13 protein-coding genes are annotated in these 13,384 nt (G+C 34.0%); 2 read left to right on the top strand and 11 right to left on the bottom strand.

The genetic code is table 11. The annotated features are described in order from the left end of the window. Window positions 1–18 precede the first annotated feature (18 nt). The 6 genes from ubiB to ribE all read right to left on the bottom strand — a co-directional run bounded on the left by ubiB (window position 19) and on the right by ribE (window position 5,455). On the bottom strand, window positions 19–1,560 hold the full coding sequence (ubiB, locus tag H3T56_RS05620; protein ID WP_086356712.1) for a ubiquinone biosynthesis regulatory protein kinase UbiB: 1,542 nt from the start codon (window positions 1,558–1,560) through the stop codon (window positions 19–21). A gap of 15 nt (window positions 1,561–1,575) precedes the next feature. Beyond that, on the bottom strand, window positions 1,576–2,352 hold the full coding sequence (gene ubiE, locus H3T56_RS05615) for a bifunctional demethylmenaquinone methyltransferase/2-methoxy-6-polyprenyl-1,4-benzoquinol methylase UbiE (RefSeq protein WP_034901293.1): 777 nt from the start codon (window positions 2,350–2,352) through the stop codon (window positions 1,576–1,578). 62 nt (window positions 2,353–2,414) lie between these two features. Then, window positions 2,415–3,350, bottom strand: a complete 936-nt coding sequence (gene nadR, locus H3T56_RS05610; protein WP_198192229.1) for a multifunctional transcriptional regulator/nicotinamide-nucleotide adenylyltransferase/ribosylnicotinamide kinase NadR — start codon at window positions 3,348–3,350, stop codon at window positions 2,415–2,417. 145 nt (window positions 3,351–3,495) lie between these two features. Further along, entirely contained in the window at window positions 3,496–4,539 is a 1,044-nt protein-coding gene (locus H3T56_RS05605) for a TrmH family RNA methyltransferase (RefSeq protein ID WP_144189013.1), read from the bottom strand. 21 nt (window positions 4,540–4,560) lie between these two features. Further along, entirely contained in the window at window positions 4,561–4,980 is a 420-nt protein-coding gene (nusB, locus tag H3T56_RS05600; protein WP_065613984.1) for a transcription antitermination factor NusB, read from the bottom strand. 4 nt (window positions 4,981–4,984) lie between these two features. Then, window positions 4,985–5,455, bottom strand: coding sequence for a 6,7-dimethyl-8-ribityllumazine synthase (gene ribE / locus H3T56_RS05595; protein WP_086320482.1), 471 nt, complete (start codon window positions 5,453–5,455; stop codon window positions 4,985–4,987). 361 nt (window positions 5,456–5,816) lie between these two features. Between ribE and lpcA the strand changes: the two genes are divergently transcribed. Then, entirely contained in the window at window positions 5,817–6,392 is a 576-nt protein-coding gene (gene lpcA / locus H3T56_RS05590; protein ID WP_198192228.1) for a D-sedoheptulose 7-phosphate isomerase, read from the top strand. Window position 6,393: 1 nt separating this feature from the next. Further along, the gene (locus H3T56_RS05585; protein ID WP_198192227.1) at window positions 6,394–7,173 is read left to right on the top strand and encodes a class II glutamine amidotransferase; all 780 of its coding nucleotides are present in this window, start codon (window positions 6,394–6,396) and stop codon (window positions 7,171–7,173) included. On the opposite strand, the gene mdtH is transcribed toward H3T56_RS05585, so the two are convergent. From mdtH to asnS, 5 genes are all read right to left on the bottom strand, one after another. Further along, entirely contained in the window at window positions 7,151–8,362 is a 1,212-nt protein-coding gene (gene mdtH / locus H3T56_RS05580) for a multidrug efflux MFS transporter MdtH (protein WP_198192226.1), read from the bottom strand. The two genes, H3T56_RS05585 and mdtH, sit on opposite strands and share 23 nt — an antisense overlap. Next, complete coding sequence (locus tag H3T56_RS05575; RefSeq protein ID WP_034901282.1) at window positions 8,363–8,821, bottom strand: methylglyoxal synthase; 459 nt, start codon at window positions 8,819–8,821, stop codon at window positions 8,363–8,365. Window positions 8,822–8,955: 134 nt separating this feature from the next. Then, window positions 8,956–10,095, bottom strand: coding sequence for a porin (locus H3T56_RS05570; RefSeq protein ID WP_034901280.1), 1,140 nt, complete (start codon window positions 10,093–10,095; stop codon window positions 8,956–8,958). A 311-nt stretch (window positions 10,096–10,406) separates the two neighbouring features. Beyond that, on the bottom strand, window positions 10,407–11,597 hold the full coding sequence (locus tag H3T56_RS05565; RefSeq protein WP_034901278.1) for a porin: 1,191 nt from the start codon (window positions 11,595–11,597) through the stop codon (window positions 10,407–10,409). A 303-nt stretch (window positions 11,598–11,900) separates the two neighbouring features. Further along, the gene (gene asnS, locus H3T56_RS05560; protein ID WP_198192225.1) at window positions 11,901–13,304 is read right to left on the bottom strand and encodes an asparagine--tRNA ligase; all 1,404 of its coding nucleotides are present in this window, start codon (window positions 13,302–13,304) and stop codon (window positions 11,901–11,903) included. Window positions 13,305–13,384: the final 80 nt, after the last annotated feature.

Raw genomic sequence — 13,384 nt, 5'->3', positions numbered from 1 at the left:
TTCCCAAAAATAACTATCTCAATGTATAACCAGCATCACAATAGATAAAACACAAACCAGACTAAGAATGGCCAACGACCAACGATAGCGTTTTTTGCTTCGTTGTAATTCTTGATTAATCTGTTTTAATTGGTTATGCATCTGTTTAGTCATACGAGCCTGATCGCCTAATCTTACTGGCAGATCAACTAGGATATTTTTCCATTCGGGTAACGAAGTCCATACTTGCTTGAATAACGTTTTAGCACTGTACTTATCTTCATACCATTTTTCCAGAAATGGCTTAGCAGTTTGCCATAAGTCGAGTTCTGGGTATAGCTGACGTCCTAATCCTTCTATATAAAATAAGGTTTTTTCAAGTAATGTTAATTGCGGCTGAATATCCATTTCAAATTGACGAGCAACTTGAAATAAAGCTAATAAAATTTGTGAAAACGAAATTTCACCTAATGGTTTGGCAAATGCAGGTTCACACACACTACGCATAGCCATTTCTAATGCCGTTGCATCCGTTGTTTCTGGCACCCAACCAGAAGCAATATAAATTTGTGCAATCCGTCGATAATCTTGATTAAAAAAGGCAAGAAAATTTTCAGCTAAATAACGCTGATCATCTTCAGTTAATACACCAACAATTGCACAGTCTATACCAATATAACGAGGATTTTGTGGTTCAGAAATATCAACAAAGATATTTCCTGGATGCATATCGGCATGAAAAAAATTATCCCGAAACACCTGCGTAAAGAAAGCTTGAACACCACGTTCGGCAAGCAATTTCATGTTGACATTATTTTGTTTAAGTTCATCAATATTAGCTATTGGCGTACCATAAATCCGTTCTTCTACTAAAATATTTGTTCGACAAAGATCTTGATAAACATAAGGAATATATAAAATATCACTATTAATGAAATTATCTCGTAAACGGGCGGTATTATAAGCTTCTTTTTGTAAATCCAGTTCTTTCAAAAGTGTATTTTCATAATCACTAACAATTTCAACCGCACGTAACTTTTCACCAAATTTAATCCGTTTAGTAAATTGATTAGCAGCCCAATACATCAAGCGAATATCAGATTTGATTATAGGTAAAATATTCGGACGTAAAACTTTAATCACAACTTGGGCTTGGCTGCTTTTTAAAATTGCAGTATGCACCTGAGCAATGGAAGCTGAAGCTAATGGTTTTTCATCAAAATCAATAAAATAATGATCTATAGAACAGCCTAGAGCTGATTCAATAATTTGTCTGGCAATTAGTCCATCAAAAGGAGCTACTTGATCTTGCAGTTTGGCTAATGCATCAGCGAGATGTTTTGGTAAAACATCTCGCCTTGTTGAAACCATTTGTCCAAATTTTATCCAAACCGGACCTAACTCTTGTAAGGCTAGACGCAATCTTTCACCAACATCTTGTTGTTTTGCTTTGGATCTAACCCAAAATAGACTAATCAACAACAACTTAAACCATGTTGAGGTTCGATGTTTTGGTAATAGTTCATCTAATCGATAAGCTCGAAATACCGTTAATATTTTATAAATTCGAAGAAATGTCATTCTTTTTTTATCACATTAAAATTTAAAACCAGTATGTAAAGCTACAATGCCACCTGTCATATTGTGATATTTCACATCGACAAATCCAGCATCCTCCATCATTTTTTTCAACGTTTTTTGATCTGGGTGCATTCTGATGGATTCAGCTAAATACCGGTAACTATCAGCATCATTAGCAACAATTTTGCCCATCAACGGTAACATAGTGAATGAGTATAGGTCATAGGCTTTATTTAAAATCTGGTATTGTGGTTTAGAAAACTCAAGTATTAATAAACGCCCACCAGGTTTTAACACTCTCCACATAGATTGCAATGCTTTTTGCTTATCGGTGACATTGCGTAAACCAAATGAGATAGTAATACAATCGAAATAGTTATCAGCAAATGGGAGTTCTTCTGCATTGGCTTGTACATATTCAATATTATTAAATAGACCTTTGTCGCGAAGCTTATCTCTACCTACTTTTAGCATAGATTCATTGATATCAGCTAATACAACTAAGCCATCATCACCGACAATTTGCGAGAATTTAGCCGTTAAATCACCAGTACCACCGGCAAGATCCAAAACTTTTTGACCTTTACGAACACTACTATACTCAATAGTGATTTTTTTCCAGATACGATGAATACCAAATGACATAAGATCATTCATAACATCATATTTATCAGCAACAGAATGAAAAACTTCTGCTACCCGTTTTACTTTATCTTGCTTTAAAACTTGAGTGTAACCAAAATCAATTTTATCTTGATTTTCATCATTTTGCTGTGAAGATGATTGAGACATAAAAATTCACCTATCATAAATAGTTAGCTTATTTTAGCATAAGCTAACCTAAATGTGATGGACTAAATTAATAACGATTCAACCATTTGAGAAACGATTTCGAAATGTTGTAATGGTGTGGAGTTCGCTGGCAAATCATGTTCGTGAATGACTAAATCAAACTGATAACTATTTTTTAACCCATTCAATACTTCATTAGATTTAGCAAAAATTTGATTATAGTATTTAACCAACGTATCAAAATCAATTGAGGTAAAGAGTAATTTATTAGCATCTTCAACAGCTTTGGACATACGTTCTACATGCAACATAGCTATTCTAAGATAATCATTTTCACTCAAATAACGTTTATTTTCTGTTGTAGATATTTCTCGTTGAATGTAGTTAATATAACCATTTGAAACATATTGTGTGTTATAAATATTAGCTAATTGTACCGGCAATTCATTAAATTTATCATGCCCTATAATCGCTACTTTTTTAACAAAAAAAGGTTTCGCTGCCTTAGCAATATAAGACCAGTTTTGATAAGGATTTTCTCGAATTTGTGTCGCACTAATATTAACAAAATCACGATCAGCATCAACAATAACAACAGGGCAACCAAAATAGCGTTCATGATGTTTGACATCTTGTGATTCGCTAGTAAATACAACAGTAGGTTCGATTTTATGTTCCAATAAAATACGTTTTATACTGTCACTCCAATCTTGCCAACCGTTGGGATAATAGTTAATACCCGCTTCATCAGAAATATGAATGTGAATATTATGTCTATCTTTAAAGGTTTCTTTCAACCATGAGAAACGATCACTTACTTGAGGCTGTCTAGGCAGGCGACTTTTTTCAAACAGTTGTTTATCACGTATTGCCTCACAACCCAACATGACATGCAGTTCATCTACTTGTGTCAATGCTTTTTCAATAAGATAAATATGACCACTATGTAACGGATAAAACTTACCAAAAATTAAACCAACTCGATGTTTAGATGACATAATCATTACCAATCAATTTCAAAACTGGATACTAATGTACAGAAAAAACAACCATTTTCTAACCAATTGATGCTATTTAATATAATAAAATTACAAAAGTGTTAACTTCATCAATTAAATTCATCAATTGTTAGAATCATACCAATTAAGATTGATATTTTATAGCAGATAACACAATCCCTGTTGCTACAGAAATATTTAAAGCCGACATATTATCATTGCCTTGCAAATGGATAATACTATCAGCACAGTTAATTAATTTGTTATTAATTTGTTGAAATATAACTAAGGCAACTTTCTTGGTAAATTTGAATTGTGATAACTCAGTGGATGAAATCGATTTTAATTGACATGGTAATAATGCAATAACTTGATAGCCATGTTGTTTTAACAAATCAATAGATGCTATAAAATCATCACTTTTAATAGATTCAACAGCTTCAATACCACCTTCAGCAACACGCATTGCGGCACCACTATCGAGTAAGTTAGTTTGCCGTAAAATTACGCCATTAACACCAAAAAAAGCTGCACTACGCATTAACCCACCTAAGTTATGCGGATTATTCACATCATCAACAGCAATAATGCAATCTTGAGCTTGATCATCATATTCATCTAAATAATCAAGCAAAGTGAGCGGTATACGTTTTTTAACAATTAAACAAACACCACCATGATGTGGAGTTTGTGTGATTTTAGTAATTTGCTCTGTTGAGACAACATCATAACCAAGACGTTGTTTGACTAACCAATTAATTAATTCTTTAAATTGATAAGTCATTTCTTGAGTAATAAATAATTTAACAATAGCCAAACGTCGATGCTTAAATACCGCTTTACAACTATTTTCGCTGTAAACTAATGTCTCTTCCTTTTTTTGACGATAGCCATCATAACCGAATGTTGGTACTTGTTCATTATCTCGAACTTTTTTCTGCCATGGGGAATCATATTCATCCGTTAAATCAAATTGTTCTTTAGCGGGTTTTACGGTTTTATTAAATTTTTTTGGTTTAAAGGTTTCGATCCGGTCATGTTTTGCTTTTGAATCAGTGTGAAAACCATCATTATTACGTTTATTTTTATAATCACCGCCTCGTTCTTTGGCTGATCGGGTTTTCACTCTTGCTTCGCTGTTTTTAGCATAAAAAATAGTGGGTTTACTTTTTTCACTAGTATCGTTCATATTATTCCCAATTAAAGGCAGTTATCGTGTACGAATGGTTGGTGCAACTTTATCTAATACACCATTAACAAATTTATGACTATCTTCTGCACCAAAGGTTTTAGTAAGATCAATAGCTTCATTTATAACAACTTTATAAGGAACATCATGTCGCTTCATTAACTCATATAGCGCAATTCTTAATACGGCTAATTCAACTTGACCTAGTTCATCAACAGTTCTTTCTGTTAAATAAGGAGTCATTTTCTCATCTAATTCTGCGGTATTTTTGGCAACACCATGCAGTAATTCTCTAAAATATTTGGTGTCGACACCTTTCATATCTTGTTCAGCCATGAAGCTGCTCTCAACATCAGCAAGATCATTTCTAGAAATTTGCCAAGAGTAAATAGCTTGAACTGCACACTCTCTTGCTCGACGACGAGGATTAACTAACGCCACTAAATTACTCCTTAATTGTTTTAATCACATTTAACATTTCAAGTGCGGTTAGTGCCGCTTCTGCACCTTTATTGCCCGCTTTAGTTCCTGCTCGTTCAATGGCTTGTTCGATACTTTCAGTAGTTAAAATACCAAAACCAACTGGTATCGTAAAATCTAAACTAGCATTCAATAACCCTGAACTTGATTCGCCAGCAACAAAATCAAAATGAGCAGTACTACCACGGATAACCGTGCCCAATGCAACAATTGCATCATATTTTTTTGACTGTGCAGCAACTTTTGCTGCTAAAGGAATTTCATAAGCGCCTGGCACCCAAATAACGGTAATATTGTTATCGTCTACTTCACCGATACGAGTAAGTGCATCTATGGCACCATTAACTAAACTTTCATTAATAAATTGGTTAAAACGTGCCACAATAATCGCTACTTTGGCTTCAGGCGCAGCAACTTTACCTTTAATTGTTTGCATATTCATTCCTTACCGATTGATTCTGGATGCAATTTTATAATCTCTTTCAGAGATAAAAATCATTAGGCGATTATACCACAAATTAAAGGCTTATCCTATTAGCAAAAAGAGGATTTAATCTATTTAAGACAAGCTTTAATGAAAATAGTTATTAACTATTTATAGTATGAAAATAGTTAATTTATTAAAGGTCATTTTTGCATTTATTAATAATTATTTATTTGATAACTATTCTATTATGTACTTATAATCAATTGAAATATTTTACCTATTATAAAAAATTTATTGTTATTGCTTGCAAGCTGTTATTAACGAATTACAATGGTTATGGAAAAGCTTTTTATTTAAAGAGGTATTATTAATGTACATTAACACCATTCGTGATGAATTAAATCAGGCAATTGACGTGTTGGGCAACTTCGTTGCAAACGATGACAATCTAAAAAAAATCCAACAAGCAGCTATTTTAATTGCAGACTCATTTAAACAAGGTGGAAAAGTACTTTCATGCGGTAATGGCGGATCACATTGTGATGCAATGCATTTTGCTGAAGAACTAACTGGACGTTTTCGTGATAACCGCCCTTCATATCCAGCAATTGCTATATCTGATGTTAGTCACATCTCATGCGTGGGCAATGATTATGGTTTCGATTACATATTTTCTCGTTACGTTGAAGGCGTAGGACAAAAAGGTGATGTATTATTAGGCATTTCAACTTCAGGAAATTCAGCTAATGTACTTAAAGCAATTGAAGCTGCTAAACAAAAAGGTATGAAAATTATCACACTGACAGGTAAAGATGGCGGGAAAATGAATGGATTAGCTGATGTTGATATTCGTGTACCACATTTTGGCTATGCAGATCGTGTACAAGAAATCCATATCAAAGTAATTCATATTTTAATTCTACTTATTGAAAAAGAGATGGCTTAATATGTGCGAATTATTGGGTATGAGTGCCAATGTACCGACCGATATTTGTTTTAGTTTTACTAGCTTAATCAAACGTGGGGGCGATAAAGGTCCTCACAAAGATGGCTGGGGTATAACTTTCTATGAAGGTAAAGGATGTCGAACGTTTAAAGATCCTCAGCCATGTAGTTTTTCACCCATTGCTAAATTGGTTCAACAATACCCAATAAAATCAACTGCTGTTGTTGCTCATATCCGCCAAGCTAATCGCGGTGGTGTTGCACTAGAAAACACTCATCCTTTTACCCGAGAACTATGGGGTAAAAATTGGACTTTTGCACATAATGGGCAATTAACTGATTATGAAAAATTAGATACAGGAATATTTCAACCAGTTGGATTAACTGATAGTGAATATGCCTTTTGTTATTTAATAAATGAATTACATAAAAAATACCCACAGCAACCATCCAATAATATTGAGCTTTTTGAATATATTAGAGAGTGTGCAATTAAACTAACTCAATTAGGTATTTTCAATATGCTACTTTCTGATGGTGAGTATGTGTTTGCCTATTGTTCAACTAATCTACACTGGATCACCCGAAAAGCACCATTTGGAAAAGCCAAGTTGATTGACGAAGATGTTGAGATAGATTTTCAAAAACATACGACACCAAATGATGTAGTAACAATAATCTCAACTATGCCATTAACTTCGAACGAAGTATGGACTAAGTTAGCTAGTGGTGAAGCAATTTTATTTAAAAATGGCGAAATTAGCCAATCTTCCTCATCTTAACCTTAGTCATAGGTGGCTCATTTTTGAATAAATATTCTAAATATCCTAAAGTTAATAGACCGACTAACGTTAAGATTATCCATGGTAAATGCGGTAAACCGATTTGGAGGGCCAGATCATAAAGCCAGCCAGCACCAGTATAACCAATAAAACCACCTAATGCCAATCCCAACCGACTAAACCCCATATAGCTACCTTTAGCTTTAGGGTTTGTTAAAACAGTTGCTAATGTTTCTCTAGCTGGTTCAGCAATAATAGCCCCAAAATAAAACAATGCTATAAGAGAGAGTAAAATAGATAATTGTGATGTAAAGCCAATAATAATAAAAGCAAACGACATCAACAATAATCCAAATTTAAGACGTTGATCCAATCTGAAATATTTTTCACTTATTCGAGCAAGAGGATAAAGCAAACATAGTGATATTGTCGCTTGGATAGCATACATCCATTTTACATAACTAGGGCTACCCGATACGTTGGTAATGGTTAAAGGTAACATCAACATAATTTGCACCCACAGCACATAATAACCAGTTAAAGTAAGTACATAATGAGTAAATTTTCTATCTTTGAGAACCATCTTCATGCCGTTAATAATCGGTGCTTTACCAATTGCAATATGATAGGCCGGTAAATAAATCAGATTAAAAATACCACATAAGAAGAAGATAAAAGCGCCACACCAACAAACTAATTGGAAATCATAATCTATTAAGATACCACCAATCAGTGCGCCGATAACGGCACCGGCATTATCTTGTATCATTAGTAGCGAAATAAACTTGCCTCGTTCATGAGGGCGAGTAAATTTGATAGTTAATCCCATTCTAGGAGGATCAAATAGCAAACCGCCCAATGCCGAAAGTAAACAAGATATTAATAATAACCAATGTTCTGTTGCTAATGCCATTGAGATAAATCCAATTGACCGCAAAAACATACCGGTAATTATCATTGGTTTAGCGCCAAAGCGATCAGCGATTGCCCCACCAATCAAACCAAATCCTTGCTGAACAAATTGACGAAAACCTAAAGCAAAACCAACAAATAATGCACTCCAACCAACTTGACTAACAAAATGAGTAGAGACCAATGGAAATACTACATAAAATCCCAACACAATAAACAAATTATCTAACAATAATATGTATCGACCTTTTTTGCGAACTTGTGAAGGAATTGGCATCTATTTTACTCTTTCGTTTAAATAACCTTGATAATCAGGAATTTCAATTTCCACTTCTTGAGTAAATATTGAGGATTGTATTAAAGCGTTCGCGGTGGCTTGATTAGTGGCAACAGGAATATTCCAAACTGTTGATAAGCGTAACAACGCTTTTACATCTGGATCATGAGGTACGGCATTTAGTGGATCCCAGAAAAATATCAGAATATCAATTTTACCTTCAGCAATTAAAGCACCGATTTGCTGATCGCCCCCCATAGGCCCACTGAGCATTGGTGTAATATCTAAACCGGTCTCTTTTTTTATTAATGTGCCTGTCGTACCTGTTCCACATAAATTATGATGAGAGAGCTCTTCGCGATTTTTTTTGCACCAATTCAATAATGCTTCTTTTAAGTGGTCATGTGCCACCAAAGCAATATTTTTTTTTGCAGGTAATTTTCGAGTAATATACTGCATTAAAATAGTCCTAATTGATTATTATTTTTTTATTTTTATCAGACTATCTATTAAAGCGCAAGCGGTATTTAATGAAAAGATCACAACAAAAAAGGCACCTAAGTGCCTTTTATTTAATCTTAAGATAAAGTTAATTAGAATTGATAAATTAATCCTAATGCTACAGTATCTTTAGCGGTTGCTTTGATTTGAGATTTAGTAAATGTACCATCTTCATATAAACTACGACGTGCACCAATATCATTTTTATCTAACAAGTTGATTTTGTAATCAACAATTGCTGATAAGTTTTTATTGAAGTCATAAGTTAAACCTACATCAACATATTTAGCTAAATCATTACCTTTAAGACCGCTATCATTAGTTAAACTAGATGCATCTTTAACTTTGTGTTGAATATAAGCAACAGATGGTGTTAAACGACCAATATCAAAATCAATACCGTATTGCGCAACTAATTCAAAACCTTTGGTTTTTAAATCATCAGCCTTACGGGTTGTTGAAGCATTGTCCCAACCGGCTTTTTGTTTACCTTGAATATAAAGTGCTGCTAAATAAAGATTGTCGTTGTCATATTTAACACCTGCTGACCATGCTTTAGCATCTTTATGACCACCTGTTTGTGCATAACCGGCACCGATTGATAAACCTGTATCTAATACATCCCAATCAATTACCGAACCCCAAGCTTCAGCGCTGTCATGAGCAGTACGTTCGTGATGATTTAGATATTGAGTTGAACTATTGTCCCCATTATCTGCATATTGAACTGCAAAACGTAGACCGTTAACTAAACCAAAGAAGTCTGAGTTACGATAAGTAGCCACTGCTTTGGTTCTTGCTGTTAATGCATAGATATCATTATTTGATGCATCACCACCAAACTCTGGTAAAACGTCAGTATATGAAGTTAAGGTTTTTAATACCCCATCGTTACGGCCATAATCAAATGAACCAAAATCACCAAAGTTTAGACCTGCATAAGCATAACGAGTTTCGTTATCAGCATCAGATCCTGTTTTAGCTTCATATTCCCAGCGACCATAACCACTTAAGCCATCTGTGATTTGTGTTTGTCCTGACATCCCTAAACGAGCAGTGGTTTTGTCACCTTCGCCAGTTTGGTTATCACGATCAGTAATATAGTTTAAGGCATAAACTCGACCATAAAAATCAACTTTATTACCATCTTTGTTCCATACTTCAATTGAAGCGCTTGCTGTACCTGCAACTAATAGAGCAGGAATAGCGATTGCTAATAGATTACGTTTCATTTAGTTACCCTCTTAGGTATTTTATTATTAAAGATACAAAATATTTTGTTCTTGATTTAATAAATAGCTGCTGTTAATTAGCAACTAAATTATTACTGGGATATCTATTATTATTGTTAAATACTAGATTTTTATTGCAAACACTATGGATTAATAACGTTTATAAGATATTATTCTGCGAATTGAGACTATTTTATGACTTAAAATAATATTTTTTTAAGCATAAAATGTTTTTTTAGATAATATGACGTTCAATAGATGAAAAAAAAGGCACCTAAGTGCCTTTTATTGATATTTAAGATATCAAGCGATTAGAATTGGTAAATTAAACCAACACCTAACACATCTTTAGTACCTGGTTTATTTAAGTGACGATCACGTTGAGTCTCAGTATTTAATGCTGCACCTACATCTTTACGATCTAACAAGTTGAATTTATATTCAACAATTGCACTGAAGTTTTTGTTAAGATCATAAGTCGCACCTAAAGATACATATTTAGCTAAAGGAGAATTTACTCCATGATGAATATAACGAGTGTTGTCATATACGTAATTTGCTGAATCATATTTAAATTTATGTTGAACATAAGCTAAAGATGGCGTTAAGCGACCAACTGGTAAATCAATACCATATTGAGCCACTAATTCAAAACCTCTAACTTTACCATCAACATATGTTTCATATAATGTTTGATGATTTTGATTTACTAATGAATATCTCACTAGGTTTTTAATTTTACTTTGGAAATAGTTAGCACCTAAATATAAATTGTAGTTATCATATTTAATACCAGCTGCCCAAGTACTTTGACGATTATGACTAGTTGAAGTTTGAGCATAACCTGCACCAGCAGTTAAACCTGTATCAAAAATACGCCATTGAACATTTGCACCATATGCTTCACGAGATACATCGTCATATTTAATGCTATCAGTGAAACCAAAACCATATTTATCATCGTCATATAGAGAGTTATCACCATTATCAGCATATTGTAATGCAAAACTTAAATCATCAGTTAAACCGAAGAAGTTGTTGTTACGGTAAGTAGCAACAGCTTTAGTACGAGCTGAAAGTACGTTCCAATCGTTGTTTGCTGCTTCACCACCAAATTCTGGTAATACGTCAGTATAAGCAGTAATAGCTTTTAACACACCGTCGTTACGACCATAGTCGAATGAACCTGCATCACCAAAGTTTAAACCAGCAAATGCGTAACGAACTTCGTTACTTGAATTTTTACCAGCTTTAGCTTCATATTCCCAACGGCCATAACCAGTAATGCCGTCAGTGATTTGAGTTTGACCAGACATACCTAAACGAGCTGAAGTATCATCACCTTCATCTGCTTGACCACGGTCAGTAATGTGGTTAGCTGCTTTTACTCGACCATAAAAGTCAACTTTATTACCGTCTTTGTTCCATACTTCGATAGAAGCATTTGCACCAGCTGCTACTAAAAGAGCAGGGATAGCGATTGCTAATAGATTACGTTTCATTTCTTACCCTCATGGTTATTTCTATAAAAAGACACGTCTTTAAGTTGTGTCAATTTTTACAATGATTATTCATCCAAAAATAATGTTTATAACTAACGTTTTTAACTATTATTTTCATCTTACTTTTTACAGTAGTGTAAATTATGTATAAAAATTTATTAAAATCAAGTGAACTTTTCGTTAAACGTGATGTCTAAGCTTAAAATAGCGTCTGTTTGATTATTTTTTAATCATTTGTAAAGTTTTGTTAATTCAATATTTGCTATCAACTGACCAAAAGTCAGTTGATAATTTGTACAAATTTTAGAAATTTGCATTACGTGGAGTTCTTGGGAATGGGATCACATCACGAACATTTTGGACGCCAGTGACATAAACAATAAGACGTTCAAAACCTAGTCCAAAACCTGAGTGAGGTACAGTACCATAACGACGTAAATCACGGTACCACCAATAATCCTCTTTTTTAAGGCCTAATTCATCCATACGTTTATCTAACATATCCAAACGTTCTTCACGTTGTGAACCACCTATGATTTCACCAATCCCTGGGGCTAATACATCCATTGCCGCAACAGTTTTACCATCATCATTCATACGCATATAAAACGCTTTAATATCTTTAGGATAATTTTTAACAACAACTGGCGCTTTAAAATGTTGTTCAGCTAAATAACGTTCATGTTCAGATGCCAAATCAATACCCCAACTTACTGGATTTTCAAATTTAGCATCACAGTTTTGTAAAATAGTAATAGCATCAGTGTAGTCCACTTGGGCAAAATCAGCATTAATAAAGCTTTCAAGACGATTAATAGCATCTTTATCAATATACTGTGCGAAAAACTGCATATCATCAGCTCGTTTTTCAAGTACTGTTTTAAAGACATATTTCAACATATCTTCAGCAAGTTTGGCATTATCGTTAAGATCAGCAAACGCCACTTCTGGCTCCATCATCCAAAATTCAGCTAAATGGCGTGTAGTATTTGAGTTTTCAGCTCTAAAAGTAGGACCAAAGGTATAGACTTTTGAAAGTGCACATGCATAAGTTTCTGCATTAAGTTGCCCAGAAACAGTTAAAAAAGCTTCTTTACCAAAAAAGTCTTTATCAAAATCAACCTTACCATTATCTGTTTTAGGTAGATTTAACATATCCAGTGTTGAAACCCGGAACATTTCACCGGCACCTTCAGTATCAGAGGCAGTAATAATTGGTGTTGAAAGCCAGAAAAAACCTCGTTCATCAAAAAACTGGTGAATAGCTTGTGCTAAGGTATGTCGTACACGAGTAATCGCACCAACAATATTGGTTCTTGCGCGTAAATGAGCAACTTCGCGAAGATATTCTATTGAGTGACGTTTAGCGGCCATTGGATAAGTTTCAGGATCATCAACAAAACCATAAACTTCAACTTGCGTTGCTTGTAGTTCATATTTTTGTCCTTGACCTGGAGATTCAACAACTTTACCAGTCACTTTTACTGAACAGCCCGCAGTTAAACGCAAAATATCTTGTTCATAATTTGGTAAGTCTTTTTCAATTACCGCTTGAATTGGATCAAAACAAGAACCATCATACACAGCCAAAAATGAGATACCGGCTTTAGAATCACGGCGAGTTCTTACCCAACCTTGAACTGAAATGGTGCTACCAACAGCAATTTTACCTTGTAGCACGTCAACAATAGGAGCAACAGAATTCATTTTAATTATCCATCTCTATTTATTATTTATATAGTAAGTAATCTTAAAAGTAATATATAAGCTGAGTTTTAATATTCATT

The organism is Gilliamella sp. W8123, assembly GCF_016101085.1.
Taxonomy (GTDB): domain Bacteria; phylum Pseudomonadota; class Gammaproteobacteria; order Enterobacterales; family Orbaceae; genus Gilliamella; species Gilliamella apis.
Note: the sequence above shows the minus strand (reverse complement) of the source record. Positions and strands in the feature narration are given on the sequence as shown.

What these genes read in the sequence shown, in the direction of transcription:
- H3T56_RS05585 (WP_198192227.1), top strand. Translation starts at nt 6,394, where the DNA reads ATGTGCGAATTATTGGGTATGAGTGCCAATGTACCGACCGATATTTGT.
- H3T56_RS05575 (WP_034901282.1), bottom strand. Translation starts at nt 8,821, where the DNA reads ATGCAGTATATTACTCGAAAATTACCTGCAAAAAAAAATATTGCTTTG.
- lpcA (WP_198192228.1), top strand. Translation starts at nt 5,817, where the DNA reads ATGTACATTAACACCATTCGTGATGAATTAAATCAGGCAATTGACGTG.
- ubiE (WP_034901293.1), bottom strand. Translation starts at nt 2,352, where the DNA reads ATGTCTCAATCATCTTCACAGCAAAATGATGAAAATCAAGATAAAATT.
- H3T56_RS05605 (WP_144189013.1), bottom strand. Translation starts at nt 4,539, where the DNA reads ATGAACGATACTAGTGAAAAAAGTAAACCCACTATTTTTTATGCTAAA.
- ubiB (WP_086356712.1), bottom strand. Translation starts at nt 1,560, where the DNA reads ATGACATTTCTTCGAATTTATAAAATATTAACGGTATTTCGAGCTTAT.
- asnS (WP_198192225.1), bottom strand. Translation starts at nt 13,304, where the DNA reads ATGAATTCTGTTGCTCCTATTGTTGACGTGCTACAAGGTAAAATTGCT.
- ribE (WP_086320482.1), bottom strand. Translation starts at nt 5,455, where the DNA reads ATGCAAACAATTAAAGGTAAAGTTGCTGCGCCTGAAGCCAAAGTAGCG.
- nadR (WP_198192229.1), bottom strand. Translation starts at nt 3,350, where the DNA reads ATGTCATCTAAACATCGAGTTGGTTTAATTTTTGGTAAGTTTTATCCG.
- H3T56_RS05570 (WP_034901280.1), bottom strand. Translation starts at nt 10,095, where the DNA reads ATGAAACGTAATCTATTAGCAATCGCTATTCCTGCTCTATTAGTTGCA.
- H3T56_RS05565 (WP_034901278.1), bottom strand. Translation starts at nt 11,597, where the DNA reads ATGAAACGTAATCTATTAGCAATCGCTATCCCTGCTCTTTTAGTAGCA.
- mdtH (WP_198192226.1), bottom strand. Translation starts at nt 8,362, where the DNA reads ATGCCAATTCCTTCACAAGTTCGCAAAAAAGGTCGATACATATTATTG.